29 protein-coding genes and 1 pseudogene are annotated in these 25657 nt (G+C 56.2%); 10 read left to right on the top strand and 20 right to left on the bottom strand.

Annotation, left to right across the window (positions count from 1 at the left end; translation table 11 throughout):
• Positions 1-33: 33 nt before the first annotated feature.
• From FO014_RS02335 to FO014_RS02310, 6 genes and pseudogenes are all read right to left on the bottom strand, one after another.
• The gene (locus FO014_RS02335; RefSeq protein ID WP_160027493.1) at positions 34-1401 is read right to left on the bottom strand and encodes an L-serine ammonia-lyase; all 1368 of its coding nucleotides are present in this window, start codon (positions 1399-1401) and stop codon (positions 34-36) included.
• Positions 1402-1490: 89 nt separating this feature from the next.
• Positions 1491-2789, bottom strand: coding sequence for an HAAAP family serine/threonine permease (locus tag FO014_RS02330; protein ID WP_160027491.1), 1299 nt, complete (start codon positions 2787-2789; stop codon positions 1491-1493).
• Positions 2790-3720: 931 nt separating this feature from the next.
• Complete coding sequence (gene deoR / locus FO014_RS02325; protein WP_160027489.1) at positions 3721-4485, bottom strand: DNA-binding transcriptional repressor DeoR; 765 nt, start codon at positions 4483-4485, stop codon at positions 3721-3723.
• 147 nt (positions 4486-4632) lie between these two features.
• Positions 4633-5313, bottom strand: coding sequence for a deoxyribose-phosphate aldolase (gene deoC, locus FO014_RS02320; RefSeq protein ID WP_105230468.1), 681 nt, complete (start codon positions 5311-5313; stop codon positions 4633-4635).
• Positions 5314-5498: 185 nt separating this feature from the next.
• Complete coding sequence (gene ybjG, locus FO014_RS02315; RefSeq protein WP_160027487.1) at positions 5499-6104, bottom strand: undecaprenyl-diphosphate phosphatase; 606 nt, start codon at positions 6102-6104, stop codon at positions 5499-5501.
• A 5-nt stretch (positions 6105-6109) separates the two neighbouring features.
• Positions 6110-6541, bottom strand: a pseudogene (locus FO014_RS02310) (phosphatase PAP2 family protein).
• A gap of 351 nt (positions 6542-6892) precedes the next feature.
• Here FO014_RS02310 and eco point away from each other — a divergent pair.
• The gene (eco, locus tag FO014_RS02305) at positions 6893-7402 is read left to right on the top strand and encodes a serine protease inhibitor ecotin (protein WP_160027485.1); all 510 of its coding nucleotides are present in this window, start codon (positions 6893-6895) and stop codon (positions 7400-7402) included.
• An 81-nt stretch (positions 7403-7483) separates the two neighbouring features.
• Here the strand turns inward: eco and idi are convergent, their stop codons facing one another.
• The 4 genes from idi to FO014_RS02285 all read right to left on the bottom strand — a co-directional run bounded on the left by idi (position 7484) and on the right by FO014_RS02285 (position 10684).
• A complete protein-coding gene (gene idi / locus FO014_RS02300) occupies positions 7484-8029 on the bottom strand; it encodes an isopentenyl-diphosphate Delta-isomerase (RefSeq protein ID WP_160027483.1) in 546 nt (181 codons plus the stop codon).
• Between the two features lie 23 nt (positions 8030-8052).
• The gene (locus tag FO014_RS02295; RefSeq protein WP_160027481.1) at positions 8053-8961 is read right to left on the bottom strand and encodes a UbiA family prenyltransferase; all 909 of its coding nucleotides are present in this window, start codon (positions 8959-8961) and stop codon (positions 8053-8055) included.
• Between the two features lie 217 nt (positions 8962-9178).
• Positions 9179-10084: a UbiA family prenyltransferase gene (locus FO014_RS02290; protein WP_160027479.1), complete on the bottom strand. Its 906-nt coding sequence runs from the start codon at positions 10082-10084 to the stop codon at positions 9179-9181.
• 219 nt (positions 10085-10303) lie between these two features.
• On the bottom strand, positions 10304-10684 hold the full coding sequence (locus FO014_RS02285) for a DUF4354 family protein (RefSeq protein ID WP_160027477.1): 381 nt from the start codon (positions 10682-10684) through the stop codon (positions 10304-10306).
• A gap of 313 nt (positions 10685-10997) precedes the next feature.
• Here FO014_RS02285 and FO014_RS02280 point away from each other — a divergent pair, with 313 nt between their 5' ends.
• The gene (locus FO014_RS02280; protein WP_160027475.1) at positions 10998-11438 is read left to right on the top strand and encodes a hypothetical protein; all 441 of its coding nucleotides are present in this window, start codon (positions 10998-11000) and stop codon (positions 11436-11438) included.
• Between the two features lie 344 nt (positions 11439-11782).
• Here FO014_RS02280 and FO014_RS02275 read toward each other — a convergent pair whose 3' ends face one another.
• Positions 11783-13471, bottom strand: coding sequence for an aspartate:alanine antiporter (locus tag FO014_RS02275; RefSeq protein ID WP_160027473.1), 1689 nt, complete (start codon positions 13469-13471; stop codon positions 11783-11785).
• A gap of 10 nt (positions 13472-13481) precedes the next feature.
• Positions 13482-13610, bottom strand: coding sequence for a hypothetical protein (locus tag FO014_RS24155; protein WP_255414271.1), 129 nt, complete (start codon positions 13608-13610; stop codon positions 13482-13484).
• A 167-nt stretch (positions 13611-13777) separates the two neighbouring features.
• Here FO014_RS24155 and FO014_RS02270 point away from each other — a divergent pair, with 167 nt between their 5' ends.
• Positions 13778-14167 (top strand): inner membrane protein YbjM, encoded by a 390-nt coding sequence (locus FO014_RS02270; protein WP_105230479.1) that lies wholly within the window; start codon positions 13778-13780, stop codon positions 14165-14167.
• 27 nt (positions 14168-14194) lie between these two features.
• On the opposite strand, the gene FO014_RS02265 is transcribed toward FO014_RS02270, so the two are convergent.
• Positions 14195-14458, bottom strand: a complete 264-nt coding sequence (locus tag FO014_RS02265) for a GrxA family glutaredoxin (protein ID WP_105230480.1) — start codon at positions 14456-14458, stop codon at positions 14195-14197.
• 230 nt (positions 14459-14688) lie between these two features.
• On the opposite strand from FO014_RS02265, the gene FO014_RS02260 reads away from it, so the two are divergent.
• The 5 genes from FO014_RS02260 to rlmC all read left to right on the top strand — a co-directional run bounded on the left by FO014_RS02260 (position 14689) and on the right by rlmC (position 18494).
• A complete protein-coding gene (locus tag FO014_RS02260; protein WP_105230481.1) occupies positions 14689-14988 on the top strand; it encodes a YbjC family protein in 300 nt (99 codons plus the stop codon).
• A gap of 32 nt (positions 14989-15020) precedes the next feature.
• Entirely contained in the window at positions 15021-15938 is a 918-nt protein-coding gene (rimK, locus tag FO014_RS02255) for a 30S ribosomal protein S6--L-glutamate ligase (RefSeq protein ID WP_160027471.1), read from the top strand.
• Between the two features lie 143 nt (positions 15939-16081).
• Entirely contained in the window at positions 16082-16567 is a 486-nt protein-coding gene (locus FO014_RS02250; protein WP_111737417.1) for a type III secretion system chaperone family protein, read from the top strand.
• 219 nt (positions 16568-16786) lie between these two features.
• Positions 16787-17266, top strand: a complete 480-nt coding sequence (locus FO014_RS02245) for a YbjO family protein (protein WP_160027469.1) — start codon at positions 16787-16789, stop codon at positions 17264-17266.
• 97 nt (positions 17267-17363) lie between these two features.
• On the top strand, positions 17364-18494 hold the full coding sequence (gene rlmC, locus FO014_RS02240; RefSeq protein ID WP_160027467.1) for a 23S rRNA (uracil(747)-C(5))-methyltransferase RlmC: 1131 nt from the start codon (positions 17364-17366) through the stop codon (positions 18492-18494).
• A 40-nt stretch (positions 18495-18534) separates the two neighbouring features.
• Here rlmC and FO014_RS02235 read toward each other — a convergent pair whose 3' ends face one another.
• From FO014_RS02235 to FO014_RS02210, 6 genes are all read right to left on the bottom strand, one after another.
• Complete coding sequence (locus tag FO014_RS02235; protein WP_111737414.1) at positions 18535-19269, bottom strand: arginine ABC transporter substrate-binding protein; 735 nt, start codon at positions 19267-19269, stop codon at positions 18535-18537.
• Between the two features lie 200 nt (positions 19270-19469).
• Entirely contained in the window at positions 19470-20138 is a 669-nt protein-coding gene (gene artM, locus FO014_RS02230; RefSeq protein ID WP_105230487.1) for an arginine ABC transporter permease ArtM, read from the bottom strand.
• Entirely contained in the window at positions 20138-20854 is a 717-nt protein-coding gene (gene artQ / locus FO014_RS02225; protein ID WP_160027465.1) for an arginine ABC transporter permease ArtQ, read from the bottom strand. The genes artM and artQ overlap by 1 nt, the downstream gene beginning before the upstream one ends.
• A 9-nt stretch (positions 20855-20863) precedes the next feature.
• Complete coding sequence (gene artJ, locus FO014_RS02220) at positions 20864-21595, bottom strand: arginine ABC transporter substrate-binding protein (protein WP_105230489.1); 732 nt, start codon at positions 21593-21595, stop codon at positions 20864-20866.
• A 36-nt stretch (positions 21596-21631) separates the two neighbouring features.
• Positions 21632-22360, bottom strand: a complete 729-nt coding sequence (gene artP, locus FO014_RS02215; RefSeq protein ID WP_160031330.1) for an arginine ABC transporter ATP-binding protein ArtP — start codon at positions 22358-22360, stop codon at positions 21632-21634.
• A 256-nt stretch (positions 22361-22616) separates the two neighbouring features.
• Complete coding sequence (locus FO014_RS02210; RefSeq protein WP_105230490.1) at positions 22617-23165, bottom strand: lipoprotein; 549 nt, start codon at positions 23163-23165, stop codon at positions 22617-22619.
• A 250-nt stretch (positions 23166-23415) separates the two neighbouring features.
• On the opposite strand from FO014_RS02210, the gene FO014_RS02205 reads away from it, so the two are divergent.
• Both FO014_RS02205 and FO014_RS02200 read left to right on the top strand, forming a co-directional pair.
• The gene (locus FO014_RS02205; RefSeq protein WP_105230491.1) at positions 23416-23739 is read left to right on the top strand and encodes a heavy metal-binding domain-containing protein; all 324 of its coding nucleotides are present in this window, start codon (positions 23416-23418) and stop codon (positions 23737-23739) included.
• Positions 23740-23792: 53 nt separating this feature from the next.
• Positions 23793-24623 carry an N-acetylmuramoyl-L-alanine amidase gene (locus tag FO014_RS02200; RefSeq protein ID WP_160027463.1) on the top strand — a complete coding sequence of 277 codons (831 nt, stop codon included), beginning with the start codon at positions 23793-23795 and terminating at the stop codon, positions 24621-24623.
• Here the strand turns inward: FO014_RS02200 and FO014_RS02195 are convergent.
• Positions 24618-25628 carry an NAD-dependent epimerase/dehydratase family protein gene (locus FO014_RS02195; RefSeq protein WP_160027461.1) on the bottom strand — a complete coding sequence of 337 codons (1011 nt, stop codon included), beginning with the start codon at positions 25626-25628 and terminating at the stop codon, positions 24618-24620. The two genes, FO014_RS02200 and FO014_RS02195, sit on opposite strands and share 6 nt — an antisense overlap.
• Positions 25629-25657 lie beyond the last annotated feature (29 nt).

Genomic DNA, 25657 nt, shown 5'->3' with positions numbered 1-25657 from the left:
AATAAAAAAGGGCGCATGACGCGCCCTTTGCGATCAATTACAGGCCACCACCTTGATTGCCAGCCCGCCCTGTGAGGTTTCGCGGTACTTGGCGTTCATGTCCTTGCCGGTTTCATACATGGTTTCAATCACCTTATCCAGGCACACTCGCGGCTCGCTGGTGCGGCGCAGCGCCATCCGTGCGGCATTGACCGCCTTCACGGCGGAGATGGCGTTGCGTTCGATACAGGGCACCTGCACCTGACCGGCCAACGGATCGCAGGTCAGCCCCAGATGATGTTCCATGGCGATCTCCGCCGCAATACACACCTGCGCCGGGCTGCCGCCCATCAGCTCCGCCAGCCCGGCGGCGGCCATCGAGCAGGCGACGCCGACCTCGCCCTGGCAGCCGACTTCCGCGCCGGAAATTGAGGCGTTCATTTTGTAGAGCGCGCCGATCGCGCCGGCAACGAGGAAGAAGCGGCTATAGGAATTGGTATTAACCGGCCGGATAAATTTATCGTAATAGGCCAGCACCGCCGGAATAATCCCGCAGGCGCCGTTGGTGGGGGCGGTCACCACCCGCCCGCCGGCGGCATTCTCTTCGTTGACCGCAAAGGCGAACATATTGAGCCAGTCCACCACGTTCATCGGGTCGGTGTTGTTCTTGTCGCCGGTCACCAATATGCGGCGCAGGGCGGCGGCGCGGCGTGGTATTTTCATCGGGCCGGGCAGCAAACCTTCAGTATTCATCCCGCGTTCGATACCGGTGCGCATCACCTGCCAGATGGCGGCAAAGTGGGTCTCAATCTCTTCCCTGTCGCGCAGCGCCAGCTCGTTTTGCATTACCAGTCCAGACAGCGACAGGCCGGTGTCTTTACAGTGCTGCTGCAGATCCTGCGCGGAGCGGAACGGATAGGGCAGCGGCTGCGCCTCGGCAGAGGGCTGGCCGAAATGCGCTTCATCGACAATAAAACCGCCGCCGATGGAATAGTAGGTTTTGTCATGCAGCAGCCGCTCGCCGTCGAAAGCGCGGATGCGCATGCCGTTTTCGTGTAGCGGCAGGTTGTCGCGGTGGAAGTTCATGCTGGTCGCCAGCGGGAAATCCACCTCGTGGCAGCCGTTCGCCAGCGCCAGGCGGCCGGTTTGTTCCACCTGGCGGATAAAACCAGGGATGGCGTCGATATCGACGTCATGCGGTAAATTGCCCGCCAGCCCCATGATAATCGCCAGATCGGTGTGGTGCCCCTTACCGGTCAGGGACAGCGAGCCGTAAACGTCCACCACCAGACGGGTGGCGTCCATCAGCTGCTGATGAGCGATAAGATCGTCGATAAACTGCTTGCCGGCTTTCATCGGGCCGACGGTGTGGGAACTGGATGGACCGATACCGATTTTGAAAATATCGAAAACGCTGACCATAGTCTCGCCTCCTTCTTCAGGTGTCAGGCGGTAAATACAGAATAAGGGGGTGGTGCAAGCCGGCGCATGGCGCGCCGGCGGGAGTGTATTTAGCTAAACAGAGAGTACAGGATGGCCGACATGGCGATCAGGCCCATCAGCACCACGAAGGCGTTGCTGATATGGCCGGCGTATTTACGCATCGCCGGTACTTTACGGATGGCGTACATCGGCATCAGGAACAGCAGCATCGCGATAATCGGGCCGCCCAGGGTTTCGATCATGCCCAGAATGCTTGGGTTCAGCGTGGCGACAATCCAGGTGGTGACCAGCATAAAGATGGCGGTGATGCGATTCAGTTTTCCGCTGCTGATGGTTTTGCCACGGGTTTTCAGCGACTTGCTGACGATGCCGTTGAAACCTTCACGTGCGCCGAGGTAGTGGCCCAGGAACGATTTGGTGATGGCGACAAAGGCGATAACCGGCGCGATGTATTCAATCATCGGGTTGTTAAAGTGGTTGGCCAGGTACGACAGAATAGAGATGTTCTGCGCCTTGGCTTCCGCCAGGTCGGCCGGCGACAGGCTGAGTACGCAGCTGAACACGAAGAACATCACGGTCAGCACCATCATGATGTGTGCGTAGGCCAGAATGCGTGAGCATTTTTTCTCGGCGTCCGCACCGTACTCTTCGCGTTTCGCCACGGCAAAGGCGGAAATAATCGGTGAGTGGTTAAAGGAGAACACCATCACCGGGATTGCCAGCCACAGCGTCATCATCAGGCCGTGGCCCATTCCGGTGCCGGCGCCTGACAGGGAGACGTTTTCGAAGATAGCGCCGGTCCAGTTAGGGATCAGGTACAGCGCCAGCAGCATCAGCACGGCAACAAACGGGAATACCAGAATACTCATGGTTTTGACGATGGCCTGCTCACCAAAACGCACGATAGTCATCAGGCCGACGATCAGAATCAGTGACAAAATGGCGCGCGGCGGCGAGGTCAAGCCCAACTGATGGGTAATGAAACTGTCGACGGTGTTGGTGATGGCGACGCTGTAAACCAGCAGGATAGGGTAGATGGCGAAGAAGTAGAGCAGGGTAATCAGCTTACCGGCGCTGATGCCGAAGTGCTCTTCCACCACCTCGGTGATATCTTCGCCCGGATTTTTGCCGGACAGGACAAAACGGCACAGGCCGCGGTGGGCGAAGAACGTCATCGGGAAGGCGATGATGGCCATGATAATCAGCGGGATTAAGCCGCCGATCCCGGCGTTGATGGGCAGGAACAGCACGCCTGCGCCGATGGCGGTGCCGTACAGGCCCAACATCCACATGGTATCGCTTTTACGCCAGGTACTGCTGGAACCCGATGCTGCCGAGACAATCGTGCCGGTCTGTGTAGTGTCCATAAATATCTCCGAAGTGAACACGTTAATTTAAAAGCAAAGTCAAAAATTTACGTTAAAGCCGAAAGCCGTAAATCAGTCAGCGGCTGCCGGTTAAATCAGGCGTTTCTTGCGGGGATAAAGGAACCTCCCCCTGGTTGTTTATTGTGCTAATTATCGTGGCGATGAACTAACACTAAAAATCATGCCGCCCAGGTTAGGCGGAAAATAGAGTATTAACTCGGAAGATTCTTGTCTCCCGTTTTTGATGGCAGAAAGATAGCGATTTCCAGCATAAACAACCGTGATCACGCTCTCAAATGCGATATATATGCGGCAAATACCCACTTTGTTAAAATTTTATTTATTAAATGTTCATCTGCGTGAAGCATTATGCTTTATTGTGTTTTTTTATTACTGCATGCGTTATCTGGGTTTTTGCCTGCTTGGCCGGATAAAACGCTGCCTGTGTACAGAAGGTGAGCAATATATTTTAAGCAGTGGCGAGGATCTAGCTAAAAACGATGAATAAGCGGGTTTAGTGATGACGATCACATCGTCGTGTAACGTGGTTTTTTATTAACCGAATGATTATCCAGTGTTTTAATGGTTTTTTGTGCGGATGCACCCTACCTGGTGAAATGATTTATTAACGCCGGGTAACGCTTAATCATTCACCATATAAACGTGCGCCCATGGCTGTTTTATCCGCGATAGATGATGCGGTGGCGTTATTTTAATCAACAATGATGGGGGGCGATGTGCTAAAAACCTGCCGGACGCTTATGCTGCGCTTCACTATTTCGCCGTTATTCCGCGTAGAAAAAAATAATAACTCCCGTTACCGGTTGCAATTTATTAACTTATTGTCAGAGCCGGATGAGATTATTGGTAATTTAATTGCGGATAATTTGTACGAGAGAACCGCTGAGCCGTGCTCAGCGGTCTGAATGGCTCAGTAGCGCAGGGTGATGGCGTGCTGATTGAAGAAATCGCTGAATTCGCCGTCGGGGCGCTGGTCGGTGATGACATGATCAAACAGGGTCAGCGGGCCGATGCAGGCCGGCTTCACCTTGCCGAATTTACTGTGGTCGGCCACCAGCACCTTGCGCTGCGCCGTCGCCAGCGCCCGGTGCTTCATATCCAGCTCGTCAAAGTTAAAGCAGCTGGCGCCTTGCTGTAGGCTGAGGCCTGCGGCGGAAATAAAAGCGATGTTGGGACAGATGCTGTCCATTTCGTTGCGCTGGCCGATACTGCTGAAGATATAGTTATTCGGCTTGAATTCACCGCCGCATAGGATCACCTTGCACTGCGGTTTATCCTGCAGGGCCAGAAAGGTATTGAGCGAGTGGCAGACGCCGGTGAAGGGCAGGTCGTCGGCAATGGCGTCGATAATCGCTGGCGTGGTGGTGCCGCAATCAAAGAACACCGTATCATTCTCTGCGATCAGCGGGGCGGCCAGCAGGCCGATGCGCCGTTTCTCGCTCACCTGCTTGGCTTTTTGGTCGGAAACAAAGTAATGGGTCACGCCGTTGTTGCGCGGGTCGGTCACCACGTAGCCGCCCAGCAACACCACCGCCGCAGGCTCGGCGCTGAGATCGCGGCGGATGGTCATTTCCGACACCCCCAGCAGCGCGGCGGCTTCTTTCAAGTGGATTTTGTCAGAACGCTTTAACACCTGGACTAATCGATTGATGCGTTCTTCGCGCCGCGTTTCCATTCGTTGCTCCCGTCGGTTTAGAGATAAAGAGATATCCGTGGCGGCCCAGGGCCAGATACAACAATGCGGAGCAGTGCGTACTACGCATTACCCCGCATCAGTCAACAAATGCGCCCGGTCACTGCAAGTATGCCGGGGGCGTTGCTATCAGTAGCTGCCGGCGGCGGCCTGCTCGCCGGATACGATGGCTACGCCGGAACTGGTGCCGATACGCGTGGCGCCGGCTTCAATCATCGTTTTGGCGGTCGCGCGGTCGCGTACTGCGCCGGAGGCTTTCACGCCCATTTCGCTGCCCACGGTAGCGCGCATCAGTTTAACGTGCTCTTCACGAGCGCCGCCGGTGCTGAAGCCGGTTGAGGTTTTGACAAAGGCGACGTCAAGTTCACGACACATTTCACACACTTGCACGATTTGCGCGTCGCTGAGCAGGCAGGTTTCCAATATTACCTTCAATGGGATAGCCGCGCAAACCTCACGCACGGCGGCGATATCGGCTTTGACATCCTCCAGCATGCCGCTTTTCAGCCAGCCGACGTTGATGACCATATCGATTTCCTGCGCGCCGGCGGCAATCGCCGCTTTCGCTTCAAAGGCCTTGGTGACGGTCAGGCCGGCGCCCAGCGGAAAACCGATAACCGAGCAGACTTTCACCGTGCTTTCCTGCAGTAACTGTGCAACCAGCGGGACGTAACCGGAGTTCACGCATACCGCGTAGAAATTGTGCTGCTGCGCTTCTTCACACAGTTTGCTGATTTGCTGCTCGGTGGCGTCCATCGCCAGCAGGGTATGGTCGATGTAGCTGGCGTAATCAATGTTTTCGCTAGTCATTGCGCTTCCTCTGAATGGTTAGTACTGAATGTTATAATAATAACATTATTTGCCCGTAATTATAGCCGAAATTCGAGTTTTTACCACGTTTTTAGCGGTATTTTGTTATTTAAATAACATAGCAGTGCTGAAGGGAATAAACCGGCAGGGGGATATAACGGCGGGGCCAACGGCCCCGCACGGGATTACTCTTTGATCCAGCCTTTACGGATAGGGAAGGCGAACAGGAAACGGTACAGGCGCTCCAGCCGGGCGGCGATCGCGCTGCCGAACAGGTTCCACACCAGCTGCGCCACCAGGCAGCCCACCATGCCAAGCAGGAAACCACCTACCATATCCAGCGGCCAGTGTACGCCAAGGAAAACCCGCGACCAGGCGATGGCGACGGCGATAACCATCAGCACAATGCCGGACCACAGCCGGTGCCAGCATAAAAATGCCATGGCAAAGGTGAATATGGCGGTACCGTGATCGCTGGGGAAGGAGCTGTCCGGCGCATGATGCAGGAAGGTGTAGCCGATGCCGGCGACGAAGGGGCGTTCGTGCGGCAGCAGCATACCGATGGCGGCGGAGGTCAGGATGGCGAATGCCAGCGCTATGGTGGTTTTTGCCACCACTTCACGCTGTGAAACCAGCGCGTCTTTCGGCCCCCAGAACCACAGGCCGACAATCAATAGCGGAACGATGGCGATCACATCACGCGCCAGGAAGGTGGCGAAGTCGATCGACCATTCGGGCGAGGCCGGGGTTGCGTTAATCCAGGCGAAAAGAAGATAGTTCAACTGCTCCATGATATTTACCTCGTCTTGCGGCGAATAACGCCGCTAACCCACCAATAAACAGCCAATTGGCTGAACCAAACCCACCAACCTGCTCACAGGTTATGGGAAAAAAAGTGTGCGCCGCGTATCACCTGACCAAAGTCCATCAGCAGCCCCGGGGTGATGCCGGCACCCCAGCAGGCATAAGCCACTTTTGGTCGCCGGGGATAAAACAGAAAGAACCGCGCCATCACCGCAAAGCCGCTGGAGGCGTGCCCGCCGGGGAAGCAGCGGCAGCACCGAGGCGGCGATCACGCCGATCTTCAAGGGCCGGTGGTTGATCGCATCCAGCCTGACGTTATGCTGCCAGGGGAAATACCCGCTGGCGCTGTCGAACCACATATTACTGATGCTCAGTCCAGCGCTTTGCTACGCGACAGCCACAAAAATAGCAACCCACTGACTATTAAGCCAAAAACTTGTCAACGGTAAAAGGATGGCGCCAAGGAGTAAATAGAGCCATTCTTAAAGTGTTTGGCCGTTGAGGGTTGATTTAATAAACGTCGGGATGGGGTTTCGAGGTGTGTGCGCCAGCTCGCCGTTGGTCATCAGCCTGCCAGCGATAAATTTTCCAGCTTAAGGAAACCTTAGTGCGGCAATACATTGCTCATGTGAATTGTTTTTGTTCTGCTATTTTCTCTTGTTCCAGTGGTTGTTCCTTTTAATGTCTCAATGTAAAGAAGATTAAACCATTGGAAAGAGTTGGTATAGTGTATTAGTTTATGTCTGGTTTTCAGTATGAATCATAGGGAAAGAACATGAAAAAGATCTCCTTGCTAGTAGCCGGCATGATGATGGCTGCTTCTGCCGGTGCGGCGACCAACGCGACTGAAAAGGGCGACATCCGCCAGCAGCCGCTGGAAAAGATTGCCCCTTACCCGCAGGCGGAAAAAGGCATGACGCGTCAGGTGATTTACCTGCCGAAACAGGAGCATGAAGAAAACTATAAGGTTGAGTTGCTGATCGGTAAAACGCTGCAGGTTGACTGCAACCACCATGGGCTGGGCGGCAAGCTGGAAAGCAAAACCTTGTCCGGCTGGGGCTACGACTACCTGGTGCTGGATAAACTCTCCGGCCCGATGAGTACCATGATGGCCTGCCCGGACAACACCAAGCATGAAGCCTTCGTGACGGCAAATCTGGGCGATGCCGCCATGCAGCGTTACAACAGCCGTCTGCCGATCGTGGTCTATGTGCCGCAGGACGCGCAAGTGAAGTATCGTGTCTGGAAGGCTGAGGATGCGGTCAGCGACGCGGTGAAGAAGTAACTGCCTTGCCGGCGCGTATGTAACGCGCCAGCTGAATGTGAGGCGGGCCTTGTTCCCGTCTCCGTTTCCTACCGATGCATATCAGGCTAACGCGCCGATTCTTTTCAGCAGTTCCGGCTGCTGTAGCTGTAGCGCCATCCACGGGGAAAACACCTGAGGAACGGCGTTAATGGCGTCTATCACCTGTTCGATACCGACCCAGACATACTCCATCACTTCAAGCGGATTAGGCTGCGGCTGCGCATCGCTGTGCGCGACGTAGATTGGGCAAAATTCATTTTCCATCACGCCGGAGGCATCGGTGACGCAGTACTGGAAGTGGGGAACCACCAGTTCCGGCGGGCTGATGGTCAGGCCCAGTTCGAAGGCGGCGCGACGCGCTATTGCATCGCTTTGGCTTTCACCGGGCTGCGGATGGCCGCAAAACGAGTTGCTCCAGACGCCGGGCCAGGCGGTTTTGTTAAGCGCCCGCCGGGTAATCAGCAGTTCCCCTTTGCGGTTAAACACATAGCAGGAAAAGGCCAAGTGCAGAGGCGTCTGATTGCTATGCACCACGGCTTTATCCATTGTCCCACTCTGATGGAAATGCTCATCCAGCAAAATAACCTGCTCATGAGGTTCAGGCATGGCGTTCTCCATGGTGTGCTCGGTTAACGGCTGATATAAACGGCAATAATGGAAACACACACCAGGGTGTACCAGTATTCCCACAGTCGGTAGGTGAAATGGTCATAGCGGCTGTCGGCATCTCTTTTGCAAAGACGCGCTGAGACGAACAATAAAATAAGCGCGGATCCTATCTCAAACAGGGGCAGGGCGCTAGCGTTGCCGCTCTGTTCACCGGGCATAAACAGCGTGTAGTGGGCAATAACGATGGAAAGCAGATAGGCGACGGCAATGATTATTTTTCCCTTGCGCATGCCGTACACCAGCGGAAAAGTTTTTCTGCCGATGCGCGCGTCGCCTTTAATGTCCCTGAAATCCTGCGTGGTGATCATATAGCTGGTCATCAGCAACAGCGGCAGCAGCCAGTCGGCAATCTCCCTGAACGGCACGCCGGCGTTGTGAGCGGCGACCGGCAGCTGCGTCAATATGCCCAGCGAAACAAAGACGTTCTTCAACAGCCAGTTATTGCTCCACGGCGTATAGCTGTATACCAGTGAGCACAGTATCCAGAACAGCACCCAGCCAATCACGCCGAGGTAAAGGCCATAGGCGAAAAACAGCAGGGCGAGAACGACGGCGCGGATTTTAGCCGACTTCAGCGTAATGACCTGAGCCGCCAGCGGACGGTCCGGCTTATTGATTTTGTCTTCTTCAATACCAAATATCTGGCTGTTGATATCGGCGATATAGATATGAAAATAAGCATAAATAAAGGTAGCCAGAATACTGGATATTATTGCCTGCGTTCCCATCCCCCGGGCGAGGCAGAGCGACAGCGTAAATAACGTTGGCGCGATAATGCCGATCCAGACGTTGTTCCTGACAAAACGCCAGGATAACCACAGCTCAAACGCCGCATCCCGGCGTTTTTGGATGCTGACATTTTCAATCATGCTGCATCCTTGGCAAAGCGGCAGGCGTGCGGTGCATAGCGGGGGGCTCTCATGGCGGAAATGCGGATGATAAAACATTTAGTTTAGAAATGTTTATGTGTCAAGCTATCCCGAATCAAGATAATAAATCAGCTTATTATTTGAACTGAAATGAAAATGATACCGGGGAACCTGTGCGCTGGGTGGAAGGGGGAGTCTTGAGCAGTGCGATTGCTGGCTACCGGCTGATATAAAAGACAAACATGGAAATACACACCAGCGTGTACCAATATTCCCACAGGCGGTAGGTAAAATGGTCATAGCGGCAGTCGGCGTTTTGTTTGCACAACCGCGCTGCGACACATAATAAAATTAACGCGGATCCGCTCTCGAAGAGCAACAGCGCGCCGCTGCTGCCGTTTTCACCTGGGGTAAACAGCGTATAGTGGGCGATAACGATAGAGAGCAGGTAAGCCAGCGACAGGGCGATCTTGGCCGTACGCATGCCGTAAACCAAGGGAAAAGTCTTCCTGCCGATGCGTGCATCACCTTTTACATCGCGGAGATCCTGCGTAGTGATCATATAGCTGGTCATCACCAGCAGCGACAGTAGCCAGTGAGCAACTTCTATGAACGGTACGCTGGCGTTGTGGGCGGCGACCGGCAGCAGCGTCAGTATGCCCAGCGCGACAAAGAGATTTTTCAGCAGCCAGTTATTGCTCCACGGTGTATAGCTGTACAGCAGGACGAACAGTACCCAGAGCAGGGTCCAGCCAATGGCGCCGAGGCAGATGCCGTAGGCAAAAAACAACAGTGTGAAAATGACAGCCCTGATTTTCGCCGACGCCAGCGTAATGATTTTTGCCGCCAGCGGGCGATCCGGCTTATTGATTTTATCTTCTTCAATGCCAAATATCTGGCTGTTGATATCAAAGACGTAGAGATGAAGATAGGCATAAAAAAATGATGCCAGGGTGCTGATGGCGATTTCCATACCGGGCAGACCTTTGGCTGCACAGAGCGCCAGAGTAAACAGTGTCGGCGCCACGGCACCCGCCCAGATATTGTTTTTGACAAAGCGCCAGGACAGCCACAATTCAAACATCACCCCGCGACGTTTTTGGATGCTGATATCTTCAGCCATATTGCATCCCCGGCGGAGCGATAGACGCATGGCCCATAGCGCGACTCTCATCTTGTTAACATAAAATTTATCACAGTTTTAGGTGAGTAATATTTATGTGTCAAGCTATCCCGGGACGGGATAATGAATCTGCTTATTATTTGGCTTGTGGCGGTAAGAAGACCGAAAAAACTACGGGAAGGAAAGGGAAAAGCAGCCATGCAAGGCTGCTTGAGCGGATTATTGACAATCGTCGGTAATTTTTACCAGGGCTGCGTTGTAGACCGCGGCGTTGTCAGCGGCAAATACGGCGATGCCCTTCACCAGCTTGCCGTCCTTCAAGGTGCCGGTGGTTAATGCCTCATCAACCGTATCGAGCTTGAAGGCCTTGTTATCCGGCGAGTAGGCCTTCAGGCAAAGTGTTGATAAATCGATATCGTCCCCGGGCAATTTGGCCAGGGCGACGTCAAAGGTTTTGGTGTAGGCGTCTTTGCCGCCAATGGATATGGAGCCGGTCGACTTCTCTGTCGCATATACCGCAATATTCCCAGGGGTAGCCGCGTTTGCCGCGAAACAGAAGCCGGCCAGGGCGAGAGATGCAACCATGGTAGAAATTTTCATAGCTAGTCCTTTATGTTGATTTATGTCTCAGTCACACACTACGTATGCAGGATACGTTTCTTAATAATATCCGGTCTGGGTTAAACCGTGGGTAAAGGGGGAATGTTTGTACATTACACACTGGCATAACCCTCTGCGGGGCAGGGCTGGTAGTAAGCCCGTTGCATGGAGAGCGGAGCATCCTATGGTATGATCCTGCGGCGTAATGATTATGCCGATGGAATGGCGGCTATCGCACTGTTGGAACTATCCGGCACGGGCCGATCGCGCATTGACGCGCATCTTAATAAAACATAAAAAAATGGTATGTGGCATGAGCAAAACACATAAATATCAAATCAGCATATACGGCATGCTGCTTGGCGCGCTGGCCTTGCTTATTAGCCTGTTTCATTTCAATTATCCGTTAGCGACCAAGCCGCCGCTGGAAGTCAGCGTGGCGGAGAAAGTGTCATCTATCAAAAACGGCATTTTAGCCGGCCTGAAAGGTCAGGAACCGCCGGTGACAGAGAAACGAACTATCGATATAGATAACATACTGAATAGCGCGACTATCGGTCTGGCGATCGTTGCGTTGGTGCTTGCTTTTATCGGAGGGATTCGCAAAGAGAACGGCTGGGGAGTTGGCGGAGCGCTGTTTTTTGGCGGGGGGACGCTGGCCTTCCATGCGATATTGTTCGGCGCCGGGCTGATCTTCAGTATCATCATACTGGTCGCAGTATTATGTTTTCTGTTCGCTTTTTTCCCTGGTTAGCCGGTCGTAACTTTTACGGTCTCCTGCTGCATGGGCGCGAGATCGAAAGCACCATCGCACGTGCTGACGTCAGCCTGTTGCATCGCTCTCCCCCTGAACTGGAGCGAGATTTTTCCCGACCTTCCAGTGAGTTTCCCAGGCAAAATGCTTTCCCGGTGGTTTTCAGGCAACAAAAAACCCGATAATCTTGAACCTAAAAAGGCGGGATTATCGGGCTCCACAAAATGGGGACATCAAAGAAAAGCAGTGGCACTAATTAAGACTACCACCCGATCGAAAAGTTCTGCCGAATGATAAAAATTTCAAAAATATTTCGCCGCTAAATTTCCTCTGCGCCCGCGCCGTCAGCTCAGTATCCCCGGCCATAGCACCACAATCAGCGAACCTGCCAGCGTTAACAATACGTTAGCAATGGCATAGGTGCCGGCGTAGCCGAGAGCGGGGATGTTGCTGCGGGCGGTGTCGCTGATGATATCCATCGCCGGGGCGCAGGTGCGCGCGCCCATAATTGCACCGAACAGCAGGGCGCGGTTCATGCGCAACACGTAGGCGCCGAACAGGAAGCAGAGCACCACCGGCACCAGGCTGACGAGCAGGCCGGCGACCAGCATTTGCCAGCCCACGGCGCCCAGGCTGTGGCCGATACCGGCGCCGGCGCTCAGGCCTACGCCGGCCATAAACACCATCAGGCCGAACTCTTTCACCATATTCAGCGCCCCCTGCGGGATATAGCCGAAGGTCGGGTGGTTGGCACGCAGGAAGCCGAGCATGATGCCCGACATCAGCAGCCCGGCGGCGTTGCCGATGCCGAACGAGAAATTGCTGAACTGGATGGTGATCTGACCAATCAGCAGGCCGATAATAAAGAAGGCGCAGAAGGCCAGCAGATCGGTCACCTGGCTGTGGATGGAGATAAAGCCGATCTTCTCCGCCACGCTTTTCACCCGGCGCGCGTCGCCGCTGACCTGCAGCACGTCGCCTTTATTCAGCACGATGCTGTCATCAATCGGCATTTCAATCTGACTGCGAATCACCCGGTTCAGGAAGCAACCGTGGTCGGTCAGCTTCAGCTGGCTTAAACGCTTGCCGACCGCATTGCTGTTTTTTACCACGATCTCTTCGGTGACGATGCGCATGTCGAGCAGATCGCGGTCGAACACTTCCTTGCCGTTACGGAAGCTGGGATCCAGGCGCGCATGCGCGTCCGGGTAGCCCACCAGCGATATTTCGTCGCCGACCTGCAGCACGGCGTCACCATCCGGGTTGGCGAGAATGCCGTTGCGGCGGATGCGTTCGATATAGCAGCCGGTCTGACGGTAAATGCCCAGTTCGCGCAGATTTTTGCCGTCTGCCCAGGCCACCAGCTCCGGGCCGACGCGGTAGGCGCGGATGACCGGCAGGTAGACTTTACGCTGGCTGTCGGTATCCAGGCCGCGTTCGCGGGCGATTTGCTGCGCCGAGGTCGGCAAATCCTGGTGCTGCAGCTTGGGCAGATAGCGCGCGCCGAAAATCAGGCTAACCAGACCAATAAGATAGGTTAACGCATAGCCCAGGCTAAGATGATCCTGTGCGGACAGCAGCGCCGGTCCGTTGGTAATGGTATTGCGCAGCGTATCGCCGGCGCCGACCAGCACCGGTGTCGAGGTCATGGAGCCGGCCAGCATACCGGCGGTCAGGCCGATGTCCCAGTGGAACAGCTTGCCGAGGCCGACGGCCATCACCATCGCCGTACCGACCATCACCAGCGCCAGCATCAGGTAATTTTTGCCGTCGCGGAAGAAAATCGAGAAAAAATTCGGCCCGGCTTCGACGCCGACGCAGAAGATAAACAGCATAAAGCCCAGGCTGAGCGCTTCGGTGTTAATGGCGAAGTTGTGCTGGCCAAGCAGCAGGGAGACGACTAAAACGCCAATGGAACTGCCGAGTTGCACGGAGCCAAGGCGAAGTTTTCCGAGGCAGAGCCCCAGGGCGAGTACCACAAACAGCAACAGGATGTAGTTGCCGTTTAACAAACTAGCGACGTTTATGTTCACAGGATGTAACTTATTGTTTACCAGTAAGTGCTTGATATGGCTGGCTATAAAAGATAAATTCAGCCATATAAATAGTTGGATAAAAACGATACCCATCGCCAACCCGCGAAAGGTGCATCGCTTCCTCGATCAGCGGCATTATTCTAGTCTCTCTGACGCAGGACAGCCAGCATTAAGCTGAAAATGAACGCTGCCTTTTGCATTTAACTCTCTTTTTACCAAGGAAAATTTGTCGGCTCAGGCCGCCGTGATTCGCGTGCGTCGTCGTGATATGGCGCTCGTTGTTGCATTTCTGGGAGGAGCAGGATGGTTAGCTATCGGTATTGGGGCGGGTTCAGCAGCTGTTTTTTGTTGTTCTGCCTGATCTTTCTTGGTCAGAATAATTCGCTGGAGCAGCCGCATCATGGCGAAACCGGCCTGTTGCTGTTTACCATTCCCGGCTTTATCGCCAGTTATCTTGCCAGTAAAAAACGCCTGATCTGTCCGCTGCTCGGCGCGTTGTGCGCGCTGCCGCTGTGCCTGGTGGTGCGCCACTTCTGGCTGATGTCGACCCAGTCGTTCTGGCAGGAGTTGGCCTACGCCACCAGCTCGGTATTCTGGTGCCTGTGCGGTGCGCTGCTGTTTCTCTTTTTCCGCAGCCTGCGCCAGATGTTACAGCTTCGGCAAAGAACCCTCGGCAATAAAAAAGGCGCCTGAGGCGCCTTAATGTAGGGGGTGAACCGCTTACTGGAACAGGTTCAGGTTTTCTTTCGCGTATGCTTCAAACTCGGTGCAGCCGCCAATGTGCTGTTGATCCAGGAAGATCTGCGGCACGGTTTCTACCGGCTTACCGACGGTTTTTTCCAGATCGGCCTTGGTGATGCCTTCCGCGTGGATATCAACATAACGGAAGTTGAAATCGTCACGTTCTTCAGTCAGTTTTTCCGCCAACTCTTTCGCACGGACACAATAAGGACAGCCAGGACGCCCGAAGATTACTGCAAACATGAGATACTCCTCGTTGTTATTCAAAAATTTACCGCTATTGCAACGACATCCCGTCGGTCAGAAAAAGACCTCAGTCAACGCATTACTCAGGTGCAATGGCGCCTACTATGCCTGTTGGCGTTGCTAAAAAAAAGCAGGATTTGCCTGTTAATCTGATTTACGCCGCCTATCGGATGGCCTCACCGGCAGGAATTCACTACACTGTGCGCAATATGTCTGGAGATGAAAACATGCGTTCATTTGGTGAGTTACCCCGCCCGATATTGGTGCTGGAAGGGCTGGGGATCGTGCTGTTGATCCTGGCTTATCTGAGCATTCATGGCTATGTTCAGTTGCCGGGGGCGCTGTCATCGCAGGCTGCTGCGGTGGCGATGATTTTCCTCGGCGTGGCGCTGATGCTGCCGGCGGCGGCCCTGCTGGTCTGGCGCGTGGCGCATGGGTTCGGCCCGCTGATGCGCGGCGGACTGCCGCCGGAAAACGATCGGCGCAAGCCGCCGCAACAGCAACAGAAACGCGATCCGCGCGATTAAGCGTCGGTGGCGATTTGGGGTGACGAGATAAATTGAACATTGTCATTCTTTCGTGTGACAGCACGTTGTACTCCTGCCGTCGCCTGCGCGCCGTGGCGGAACGGCGCGGGCACCGCGTTGAGGTGATCGACCCGCTCTCCTGCTATATGAATATCAACCCGGCCGCGCCCACCATCCACTATCGCGGCCGTCAACTGGCGTGCTATGACGCGGTCATTCCGCGTATCGGCTCCGCCATTACCTTTTACGGCAGCGCCGTGCTGCGGCAGTTTGAACTGCTGGGCTGTTATTCGCTGAATGAGTCCGCCGCGATTACCCGGGCGCGCGACAAGCTGCATTCCCTGCAGTTGCTGGCGCGTCAGGGGATCGATCTGCCGATTACCGGCTTTGCCCACTCGCCGGATGATACCGGCGATCTGATCGAACTGGTCGGCGGCGCGCCGCTGGTGGTGAAACTGGTTGAAGGTACACAGGGCATCGGCGTGGTGCTGGCGGAAACGCGGCAGGCGGCGGAAAGCGTGATTGATGCGTTTCGCGGGCTGAAGGCGCACATTCTGGTGCAGGAGTACGTGCGCGAGGCGCAGGGACGGGATATTCGCTGTCTGGTGATCGGCGGACAGGTGGTGGCGGCGATCGAACGTCAGGCCAAGGCGGGGGAGTTCCGTTCCAATCTGCATCGCGGCGGCACGGCGCGCAAGGTGAGCATTACGGCGCAAGAGCGCACAGTTGCCATCAAGGCGGCGGCGACGCTGGGGCTGGATATTGCCGGCGTCGATATTTTGCGTGCCGATCGCGGCCCGCTGGTGATGGAGGTGAATGCCTCACCCGGACTGGAGGGGATAGAAACCGCCACCGGGCTGGATATCGCCGAGATGATGATCGCCTATATTGAACAGCGTGCAGCACGCGGTGTTTACCCTGAAATGGCGCCCATAACCAGTAAAAAATAAGGGATTAGCGCTATTTACCCGTGTTTTTTCCATGGCTAAGCGCGCCTTTATTGAATTAAGCCTGATTGATCGTGGCATCATGGATGAATATTCCGTAAGCTATGCGCCTTTCGCGTTTTTGAATATTGTGAGGCTGGTACCCTATGGATTCACTCATCGTCCCCGATTTGGCGTTATTACGACGTTGGCTGGACCAGTTGGGCATTTCATTTTTTGAATGCGACTCCTGTCAGGCGCTGCATTTGCCGCATATGCAGAACTTTGACGGCATTTTCGACGCCAAGATCGATCTGGTGGACGGGGTGATCCTGTTCTCCGCGCTGGCGGAGGTGAAGCCGACCGCGCTGATCCCGCTGGTCGCCGACCTTAGCCAGATCAATGCCAGTTCGCTGACCATCAAAGCATTTGTGGACGTTCAGGACGACAATCTGCCCAAGCTGATCGTCTGTCAGTCGCTGAGCGTGGCCGTCGGCATTACATTGGAACAGTTCGCGCATTTTATGCAGCAGGGCGAAGAGCAGGTCTCGATGGTGATTCTTGAGGCGCGCGCCAACGATCTGCTGTTTATGGGCGAGGGCGAGGAAGAAGAAAATCCGGCCGCCGCCATGCGTCAGCCGATGCTGCACTAATTCTGTCTTTGACGACGCATCGCCCGGTACGGCGATGCGTTGACGCCTCCCCGTTATCCCTCTATTGCCAATCCGCACGTGAAATCGCGATCGTGCGTTTTATCCTGGCCTGCCGTAGCTGAATCCTGTCAAACCTGCTATTTTTTGTAATTATCATTGCAAATGAATTAACTGGCTCTTATACCGATTATTACTGATATTTCATCGCGGAATACGGATATGTCAGAGATGCTGAAAAGCAAGCAGGGAACCCTGAGAGCGCAAACGGATGTGCCGGTGGCGGTATTGATCGCCGGTACGGCAATGGTGGCGATTAAATGTATTAGCATCCTGCTGCTGCTGGGGGAGCTGGGGCTGTCCGGCCTGAGCGAATTTGTCAGCACCAGCGCGCAGGCCTGGGATTCTACGCTGATTTTTCTGGCCGGTATCGTAATGCTCTGCCTGCAAATTTACTGTGGCTTTGCCGTGATGCGCGGTAAAAATGGCGGACGTTGGGGCTATGTGGCCTGTCAGGCGCTGGTGGTGGGCTATCTGCTGTTGGCGACCATCGGCAGCGTCTTTCCCGAGGTGTTTACCGTGGACGGCGAAACCAACACCCAGATTATGCACACCCTGATTCTGGAAAAAATCCCCGACGTGGTGATTCTCGGTCTGCTGTTCCTGCCGGCGGCCAGCCGCCGCTATTTTTCCCGTCGCTGAGGGCCGCGCGGATAGCGTCAAGAAGGTTGGGGATAAGGGCGTAGGGTGCTAAACTCTGCGCCCTTATTTTTTATTCGTCGATCCCTACGGTTAATCTATGCATTGCGCATTGTATACGGCCGGCAGTTGCCGTTCCTGTCAGTGGCTGGAAAAGCCTTATCCGCAGCAGTTGGCTGATAAACAGCAGCATCTGCAGGCCCTGCTGGCCGAACGCGAGGTCAGGCAGTGGCTGACGCCGGTTGCCGGCGCGCTGAGCGCATTCCGCAATAAGGCGAAAATGGTGGTCAGCGGCAGCGTGGAGCGCCCGCTGCTGGGGATGTTGCACCGCGACGGTACGCCGGTCGATCTGTGCGCCTGCCCGCTGTATCCCGCCAGTTTTGCGCCGATGTTCAACGTGCTGAAAACCTTTATCGCTCGCGCCGGGCTGACGCCATACAACGTGGCGCGCAAACGCGGCGAGCTGAAATATCTGCTGCTGACGGAAAGCACCGGTAACGGCGGGGTGATGCTGCGTTTTGTTCTGCGTTCGGAGAGCAAACTGGCGCAGCTGCGCGCCGCGCTGCCGTGGCTGCAGCAACAGCTGCCGCAGCTGCAGGTGATTTCCGTGAATATTCAGCCGGTGCATATGGCGATTATGGAGGGCGATCGGGAAATCATCCTGACCGAGCAACAGGCGTTGGAAGAGTGCTTCAACCAGGTGCCGCTGTATATCCGCCCGCAGGGCTTTTTCCAGACCAATCCGCAGGTGGCGGCGTCGCTGTATGCCACGGCGCGCGACTGGGTGCGTGAGCTGGGCATCGACAGCATGTGGGATCTGTTCTGCGGCGTCGGCGGCTTCGGTTTACACTGCGCGCAGCCGGAAACGCGTCTGACCGGGATTGAGATCAGCGCGGAGGCGATTCGCTGTGCGCGCCAGTCAGCGGCGACGCTGGGACTGCAGCGGGTTGATTTCCAGGCGCTGGACTCCACCCGTTTCGCCACGGCGGAAGGAGACGTGCCGCAGCTGGTGGTGGTGAATCCGCCGCGACGCGGCATTGGCAAGGAACTGTGCGATTACCTGCAGCGGATGGCGCCGGACTATCTGCTCTATTCCAGCTGCAATGCACAAAGCATGGCGCAGGATATGGCGCAGCTGCCGGGGTATCGGGTTGAACGGGTGCAGCTGTTCGATATGTTCCCGCATACCGCGCACTACGAGGTGCTGACGCTGCTGGTGCGGGAGAAGTAATCAGCCCGGCGAAGCGGGCTGAGAAGGGCGGTACTTGCGCTTACTGCGGGAACCATTTGTCGCTGATGGCCTGATAGGTGCCGTCGGCCTTGATCGCCGTCAGCGCCGCGTTCAGCTTGTCCAGCAGCGCCTTGTTATTCGGACGCACCGCAATCCCCAGGCCGGTGCCGAAGTATTGCGCATCGGTGATATGCTCGCCGACCGGCGCCAGCTGCGGGCTGTTTTTCAGCCACTCATTCACCACCGCGGTATCGCCGAAGACGCCGTCAATACGGCCGTTTTTCAGCTCCAGAATGGCGTTCTGGTAGCTGTCGTAAGAGACGGTGTTAATCTCCGGGTGCTTATCCTGCATATATTTCTGGTGGGTGGTGCCGTTTTCCATCCCGACCTTTTTCCCCTTCAGTTCAGCCAGCGAGGTGTACTTGCCTTTCTGCGCGATCACAATCGCCGAGTTGGCGTAGTACGGCTGGGTAAAGCTCACCTGCTTGCTGCGCTCCGGCGTGATGTCCATCCCGGAGATCACCGCATCGAATTTTTTGAACTTCAGCGCGGCGATCAGGCTGTCGAAGGCCTGATTGGTGAAGGTGCATTCCGCCTGCATCTGTTTGCATAACGCTTTCGCCAGATCGATATCAAAGCCGACGATTTGGTTATTGGCGTCTAATGACTCAAACGGCGGATAGGTAGCGGAGGAGGCGAAACGGATGGTGTCGGCCGCCTGAGCGCTGAAGGTCACACCGGCCAGTACGGCGGCGGCAAGCAGTAATTTTTTCATGCGGAAACTCCTGTCTGAACATTGATTTTATTATCGCCGCCATCGCTTGATTTTTCTGACAATATCCCGAGGAGGGGCGTTGACGGTGCTGGCGATAACCATGCCATTGAGTGAATTAATATGCAATAAAAATGAGTAAAAATTGTGATTGGCGGGGCGGGAAGACAGCCCTGCACGGCGGCAGGGCTGGGTAAGCGGGCTTAGTTGCGGCGTTCAAAGGCCAGCGCGCGGCGTTCAACCAGACGCATCAACAGCGTCAGCAGGCCGTTGACCACCAGGTAAACCAGGCCGGCGGCGCCGAAGACCATCACGTCATAGGTGCGGCCGTACATCAGTTGGCTGTAACCCATCACTTCCATCAGCGTGATGGTGTAGGCCAGCGAGGTGCTTTTAAACACCAGCACCACTTCGTTGGAGTAGGAGGAGAGGGCGCGCTTAAAGGCGAACGGCAGCAGAATGCGCATCGACTGTCGGCGCGACATGCCCAACGCTTCACAAGACTGCCACTGGCCGGCGGGAATAGCCCGCACCGCGCCGTAAAACAGCTGCGTGGTGTAGGCGGCGCTGTTCAGCGCCAGCGCAATCATGGCGCACAGCCAGGGCTGCGACAGCAGATTCCACAGCCACGGATAGTCGCGGATCGCCGGGAACTGCCCTGGCCCGTAGTAGATCAGGAAGATCTGCACCAGCAGCGGCGTACCGGTGAACAGCGTAATGTAGATCTTCACCAGCGACGACAGCAGCGGCGTTTTCAGCGTCAGGATCGCCGTCAGGATCAGCGACAGCACCAGCGCGACCAGCAGCGCCGCCAGCGTCAGCGTCAGGCTGGTGTGCAGGCCCTTGATGATTTCCGGTAAGTATTCCAGCATCAGACCGGCCCCCGCTCAAAACGTGTGGTGCGCAGTTCGATCCGCTTGAGAATAAACTGGCTCAACAGGGTGACCAGCAGATAGATGGCGGCGGCGATCACGTACCAGGTGAACGGCTCCTGCGTGCGGGTGGCGATGCTTTTGGTCTGCAGCATCAGGTCGTTCACGCTGATTAACGACACCAGCGCGGTATCCTTCAGCAGCACCAGCCACTGGTTGCCGAGGCCGGGCAGCGCATGGCGCCACATCTGCGGCATAATCAGCCGGAAGAAGATTGCCGCCTTGCCGAGTCCGAGCGCCTGGCCGGACTCCCACTGCCCCTGCGGCACCGCTTTCAGTGCGCCGCGCAGCGTCTGCGAGGCATAGGCCGAATACAGCAGCGCCAATGCGATCACCCCGCACAGGAACGGGCTGACTTCGAAACTTTCAATGTCGACCTGTACCGGCACGGAAAACAGGCCGAAGTTCAGCTCAAACCCGTCAGACAGCGTCAGCAGCAGCTGTGAGGAGCCGAAGTAGATAAACAGCACCACCAGAATTTCCGGCAGGCCGCGCAGCAGCGTGACCCAGGCGGTGCCGAGCCAGCTGACAAGCTTCCAGTGCGCGGACTCCCACATGGCGAACAGCATCGCCAGGATCAGCCCGAGCGCCAGCGCGCAAACGGCAAGGCCGACGGTCATCCCGGCGGCGGTTGCTAAAGGTTGAATTTCATTCATTGGGATCGATTACTGCTGGAACCATTTTTTGTAGATGGTTTCATAGGTCCCATCCTGTTTGATTTTATCCAGGGCGGCGTTGAACTTGCCCTGCAGATCGCTGTTTTTCTGGCGTACGGCGATGCCCAGACCGGTGCCGAAATAGTTTTTATCCGTCACCTTGTCGCCCACCGCGGCCAGTTGGGCGTTCTGCTTCAGCCATTCGTTAACCACGGCGGTATCGCCGAACACGGCGTCGATACGGCCGTTTTTCAGATCGAGCACCGCATTCTGGTAGCTGTCGTACGGTACGGTGGTGATGTCGCTGTGCTGATCCGTCAGGTATTTCTGGTGCGTGGTGCCGTTTTGCACGCCGACGCGTTTGCCTTTCAGCGCGGCGACATCGGCCACTTTACCTTTCTGCGCGATAAACAGGGCGGAGTTGTCGTAGTAAGGTTTGGTGAACAGCACCTGTTTTTCACGCTCCGGCGTGATATCCATACCGGCCATTACCGCGTCAAAGCGTTTGAACTTCAGGCCCGGGATCAGGCTGTCGAACGCCTGATTGCTGAAGGAGCACTCCGCCTGCATCTCTTTGCACAGCGCGTTGGCCAGATCAACGTCGAAGCCCTGAATTTTGTTGTCGGCACCGATAAACTCAAACGGTGGGTAGGAGGCTTCGGTCGCGAAACGAATCTTGTCGGCGGCAGAGGCGGAAACGCTGATGCCGGCCAATACGGCGGCGATTATTAGTTTTTTCATCGCAAACTCCCCTAAAACTGGTCTGGTGTAGAAAAATTAGTGTGATAAATAACTGGCGAATTCGCTGGTTTGCGGCTGCGCGAAGCGGCTGGCGTCACCCTGTTCCACGATGCGGCCGTTTTCCATGTACACCACGCGGCTGGCGGTCTTGCGCGCCACTTCTACCTCGTGGGTGACGATCACCTGGGTAATGCCGGTGCCGGCCAGCTCGCGAATAATACTGACGATCTGCGCGGTGATTTCCGGATCCAGTGCGGCGGTCGGCTCATCAAACAGCAGAACCTGCGGCTCCATCATCAGCGCGCGGGCAATGGCGACGCGCTGTTGCTGGCCGCCGGACAGATGCAGCGGAAAGCGATCGGCAAAATCGCTCAGGCGCAGACGCTTGAGCAGTTTGTCGGCACGCGCCATCGCCTGCGCCTTGCTCAGGCCCAGCACGCGGCACGGCGCTTCTATCAGGTTTTGCACTACGGTCAGGTGAGGCCACAGGTTGTACTGCTGGAATACCATGCCGACGTTTTGGCGCAGTTCGCGGATGGCTTTTTCGCCCGGCGACTGCTTAAAGTCAAACTGGTTGCCGGCGATCTGCAACTGGCCGGAACGCGGCATTTCCAACAGGTTCAACACCCGCAGCAATGAACTTTTCCCCGCGCCGCTTGGGCCAAGCAGCACTAAGGTTTCCCCTGCTGGGCAATCCAGCGTGATGTCAAACAGCGCCTGGTGTGCGCCGTAAAAGCAATTTATATTTTTTAGTTGAATACTCATGCGCTGGAATTGAATAGACATTGATGCCGCAAATGTTAACTTCCACAGAATACTTATGCAATCATTGTGAGTTAAAATTTATTAATGTACGGCGGGATAGTAAAAGAATAGCACAACATACCGCAGTGCAAGCGGGAAGGGGCGGTTTGTCGCGCAGTGTGTGAAGTGGCTAGCGAATTTGATGTGTTCGCTCAAAAAATGAGCGAAATCAAGGTGGTTAATCGGCCGGCGACGCGGCGCCGGCCGGGGAGAGCAATCAGTCGTGTTCCAGCACCTGGCGCAGCGTGCCGCTGGCGGCGTGCTGCGGCACGTTCAGGTAGCGGATATCATCCACCACCCAGCAGGTGCCTTCGCGCACCATCAGCACCTCGTTCTGCCACTCTTTGGCGCTGCTGTCGCCATCTTTCTTATAGCTCAGCTGTACGCGCAGCGGGATGTTCTTGGCGTCGGTATTCGGGATGGAAGACGCGCTGGCTACGCTGGCGCTGGTGGCGCCTTCGGCATTGCCGGTGAACAGTGCGCCAGCGCCGGTCTGCGGCGCCGCTTTCTGGTTAGCGCCCAGCAGTTCCTGATACAGAGGCTGGCTCAGGTAAGGCTGCAGTTGCGCCAGGCGGTTGCTGTCCGGCAGTGTGGTACTGCCCTGTTCCAGACGCAGATCGTAAAATTTCTGCGCCACGCTGTCCGGGCCGCCTTCAATGCATGCGCCGCTGCGCGCGCCGATGTCCTTATAAGCCGGTTCTACGGTGGTACAGGCGCTCAGCGCCAGTGCTAAAGGTAAAACAGCCGCAATCGTTTTTGTTTTCATCTCACTACCTTATGTGAAAGTCTCTACCATGAAGAGCAATAGCTTACAGTATAAATGCGTTTTTCAGCCTTGCATTCGTACTCTGTGCCATCCGCTTTCAGAACATACTGTAAAACCGGCGGTCATATTTTTTGCAGGCTTGAAGCTGTATCCGCGTGAGTTACACTGGGTTGTCCGGTTTTTCCCGGTAACGGCAGACTGCGCCTATTATCCTGGCGAGCACGACCATGAATCAAGCAAGGAGTTTTTGATGCAAATTTCTACTACCCCGACCCTGGAAGGGTTCACCATTACCGAATACTGCGGCGTCGTCACCGGTGAGGCGATTTTGGGCGCCAACATTTTCCGTGACTTTTTCGCCGGCGTGCGTGATATCGTCGGCGGCCGTTCCGGCGCTTATGAAAAAGAGCTGCGTAAGGCGCGCCAGATCGCGTTTAAAGAACTGGAGGAGCAGGCAAAGGAGCTGGGCGCCAATGCGGTGGTCGGGGTGGACATCGACTATGAAACGGTGGGTAAGGACAGCAGCATGTTGATGGTCAGCGTCAGCGGCACGGCGGTAAAAATCAGCCGTTAAGATCTGTCAGCCCGGCGCGTGCGCCGGGCTTTGCGTGCCACAAGGAGTGAAGCATGGCTAGATGGATAGGGATCGTCGCGGTGCTGCTGGCGGGCTGCCAGGCTTCAGGGCCGGGCACCACCGTCGACCGCGGCGACTATCAGCTGGAAACGTTGCACCAGGCGCAGGGCGCCGACCAGCGCATTCGTTTTCTGGTGATGCACTATACGGCGGAAGATCTCCATACCTCGCTGAAGACGCTGACCGACGAGCACGTCAGCGCCCACTACTTGCTGCCGGCCCATCCGCGGCGCGAGTACGCCAGGCCGACGGTTTATCAGCTGGTGCCGGAGTCGATGCGCGCCTGGCACGCCGGAGCCAGCAGCTGGCGCGGCCGTACCCAGCTGAATGACACCTCGATCGGCATTGAGATCGTCAACCGCGGCTTCAGCCGCAGCATGTTATTCACCCGCTGGCAGCCTTACAGCGCCGAACAGATTGCGCTGCTGATCCCCTTAAGCCGCGATATTATTCGCCGCTACGATATTCAGCCGGTGGATGTCGTCGGCCACAGCGATATTGCGCCGCAGCGCAAGCAGGATCCCGGCCCGTTGTTCCCCTGGAAAACTCTGGCGGAAGCCGGCATCGGCGCCTGGCCGGAGCAGACGGATGTGCAGCGTTATCTGGCGGGGCGCGATCCCCATGCGCCGGTGGCGCTGTCGGCGTTGCTCGATAAGCTGGCGCGCTATGGCTACGGTATTGACCCGCAGTGGGATGAGCGGCAACAGAAAAGGGTGCTGGCGGCATTCCAAATGCATTTTCGGCCCGCCGATTACCGTGGCGAGCCGGATGCGGAAAGCGAGGCGATTATCGACGCGTTACTGCATAAATACCACGGCTTATAGGCCGTGCAGCTTGCCGTGCTCTTTCAGCCAGCGCGCGGTGCGCATTACGCCTTCTTCCAGCGACACCACCGGCCGATAATCCAGTTCCTGCTGCGCGCGGCTGGTGTCCAGCGTCAGGTCGAAGTTGAGCTTGGCGACGCCGTAGTGGGTGAGTACCGGCTCTTTTTCGCTCTTGCTGCCGAGCTTTTCCATACCGCGCGCCATCATATCGAGCATGGCGTAGGGGACGGAACGAATGCGGCACTTCATGCCCAACTCGTCGATCAACAGCTGCACCACATTGCGCAGCGGCTGCGGCTGCTGGTTGGTGATGTTATAGGCGCGGCCGGACGGTGTATCCTGCTTCATGGTCGCCAGCCACATGGCGTGCACTGCGTTTTCCAGATAGGTCATATCCACCATCGCCGCACCGCCGCGCGGCAGCAGCAGATTGCCGTAGTGCTTGATCATATGCAGCAGGCGCGGCAGCATCACGTTATCGTGCGGCCCGAACAGCCCCTGAGGGCGTAAAATGGTGAAGTGGGTCTGCGGGTTGGCGAGCGCCAGCCGCTGGATGACCTGCTCACCGGCCGCCTTGCTGCGGGCGAACTCATTGGCGTAGCGCACCGGGCGGAAATCTTCCGGGATATCGCGGTGGTGGTGGTAGTCGAAGTAGATCGCCGGTGAAGAGATATGGATAAATTGCGAGACGCCGTATGCCGCCGCCCATTCGCCCAGACGGCGGGTGGCGCGCACGTTGGCCAGCTCAAAGGCCTCTTCGGTGCCCCAGGGGGAGGTGAAGCTGGAGCAGTGCCACAGCACGTCCACATCCGCCAGCATCGCCTTCGCCTGTGAGGAAACCAGGTTGGTGAGGTCGGCCTGAATGAATTCGGCGCCCATTTTTTCCAACAGGCGACCCATGGCCCGGTTGTGGCCGGTGGCACACACTTGTATGCCCTGGCGACGCAGATATTCAACGGCGTTACGGCCTAATCCACTGCTTGCACCGGTGACCAATACCTTCATAACACACTCTTTCTCGCCAAAAAACAAAG

The sequence above is a fragment of the Serratia rhizosphaerae genome (assembly GCF_009817885.1).
Classification (GTDB): domain Bacteria; phylum Pseudomonadota; class Gammaproteobacteria; order Enterobacterales; family Enterobacteriaceae; genus Serratia_B; species Serratia_B rhizosphaerae.
This window is presented reverse-complemented; position numbering and strand designations above follow the sequence as displayed.

Coding starts and splice junctions, on each gene's coding strand:
- FO014_RS02330 (WP_160027491.1), bottom strand. CDS start 2,789: ATGGACACTACACAGACCGGCACGATTGTCTCGGCAGCATCGGGTTCC.
- artP (WP_160031330.1), bottom strand. CDS start 22,360: ATGAGTATTCAACTAAAAAATATAAATTGCTTTTACGGCGCACACCAG.
- FO014_RS02335 (WP_160027493.1), bottom strand. CDS start 1,401: ATGGTCAGCGTTTTCGATATTTTCAAAATCGGTATCGGTCCATCCAGT.
- idi (WP_160027483.1), bottom strand. CDS start 8,029: ATGCCTGAACCTCATGAGCAGGTTATTTTGCTGGATGAGCATTTCCAT.
- rlmC (WP_160027467.1), top strand. CDS start 17,364: ATGCATTGCGCATTGTATACGGCCGGCAGTTGCCGTTCCTGTCAGTGG.
- artJ (WP_105230489.1), bottom strand. CDS start 21,595: ATGAAAAAACTAATAATCGCCGCCGTATTGGCCGGCATCAGCGTTTCC.
- FO014_RS02270 (WP_105230479.1), top strand. CDS start 13,778: ATGGTTAGCTATCGGTATTGGGGCGGGTTCAGCAGCTGTTTTTTGTTG.
- deoR (WP_160027489.1), bottom strand. CDS start 4,485: ATGGAAACGCGGCGCGAAGAACGCATCAATCGATTAGTCCAGGTGTTA.
- FO014_RS02195 (WP_160027461.1), bottom strand. CDS start 25,628: ATGAAGGTATTGGTCACCGGTGCAAGCAGTGGATTAGGCCGTAACGCC.
- FO014_RS02290 (WP_160027479.1), bottom strand. CDS start 10,084: ATGGCTGAAGATATCAGCATCCAAAAACGTCGCGGGGTGATGTTTGAA.
- FO014_RS02265 (WP_105230480.1), bottom strand. CDS start 14,458: ATGTTTGCAGTAATCTTCGGGCGTCCTGGCTGTCCTTATTGTGTCCGT.
- FO014_RS02235 (WP_111737414.1), bottom strand. CDS start 19,269: ATGAAAAAATTACTGCTTGCCGCCGCCGTACTGGCCGGTGTGACCTTC.
- artM (WP_105230487.1), bottom strand. CDS start 20,138: ATGCTGGAATACTTACCGGAAATCATCAAGGGCCTGCACACCAGCCTG.
- FO014_RS02285 (WP_160027477.1), bottom strand. CDS start 10,684: ATGAAAATTTCTACCATGGTTGCATCTCTCGCCCTGGCCGGCTTCTGT.
- ybjG (WP_160027487.1), bottom strand. CDS start 6,104: ATGGAGCAGTTGAACTATCTTCTTTTCGCCTGGATTAACGCAACCCCG.
- FO014_RS02280 (WP_160027475.1), top strand. CDS start 10,998: ATGAGCAAAACACATAAATATCAAATCAGCATATACGGCATGCTGCTT.
- eco (WP_160027485.1), top strand. CDS start 6,893: ATGAAAAAGATCTCCTTGCTAGTAGCCGGCATGATGATGGCTGCTTCT.
- artQ (WP_160027465.1), bottom strand. CDS start 20,854: ATGAATGAAATTCAACCTTTAGCAACCGCCGCCGGGATGACCGTCGGC.
- FO014_RS02200 (WP_160027463.1), top strand. CDS start 23,793: ATGGCTAGATGGATAGGGATCGTCGCGGTGCTGCTGGCGGGCTGCCAG.
- FO014_RS02210 (WP_105230490.1), bottom strand. CDS start 23,165: ATGAAAACAAAAACGATTGCGGCTGTTTTACCTTTAGCACTGGCGCTG.
- FO014_RS02245 (WP_160027469.1), top strand. CDS start 16,787: ATGTCAGAGATGCTGAAAAGCAAGCAGGGAACCCTGAGAGCGCAAACG.
- FO014_RS02260 (WP_105230481.1), top strand. CDS start 14,689: ATGCGTTCATTTGGTGAGTTACCCCGCCCGATATTGGTGCTGGAAGGG.
- FO014_RS24155 (WP_255414271.1), bottom strand. CDS start 13,610: ATGCCGCTGATCGAGGAAGCGATGCACCTTTCGCGGGTTGGCGATGGG.
- FO014_RS02205 (WP_105230491.1), top strand. CDS start 23,416: ATGCAAATTTCTACTACCCCGACCCTGGAAGGGTTCACCATTACCGAA.
- FO014_RS02295 (WP_160027481.1), bottom strand. CDS start 8,961: ATGATTGAAAATGTCAGCATCCAAAAACGCCGGGATGCGGCGTTTGAG.
- deoC (WP_105230468.1), bottom strand. CDS start 5,313: ATGACTAGCGAAAACATTGATTACGCCAGCTACATCGACCATACCCTG.
- FO014_RS02250 (WP_111737417.1), top strand. CDS start 16,082: ATGGATTCACTCATCGTCCCCGATTTGGCGTTATTACGACGTTGGCTG.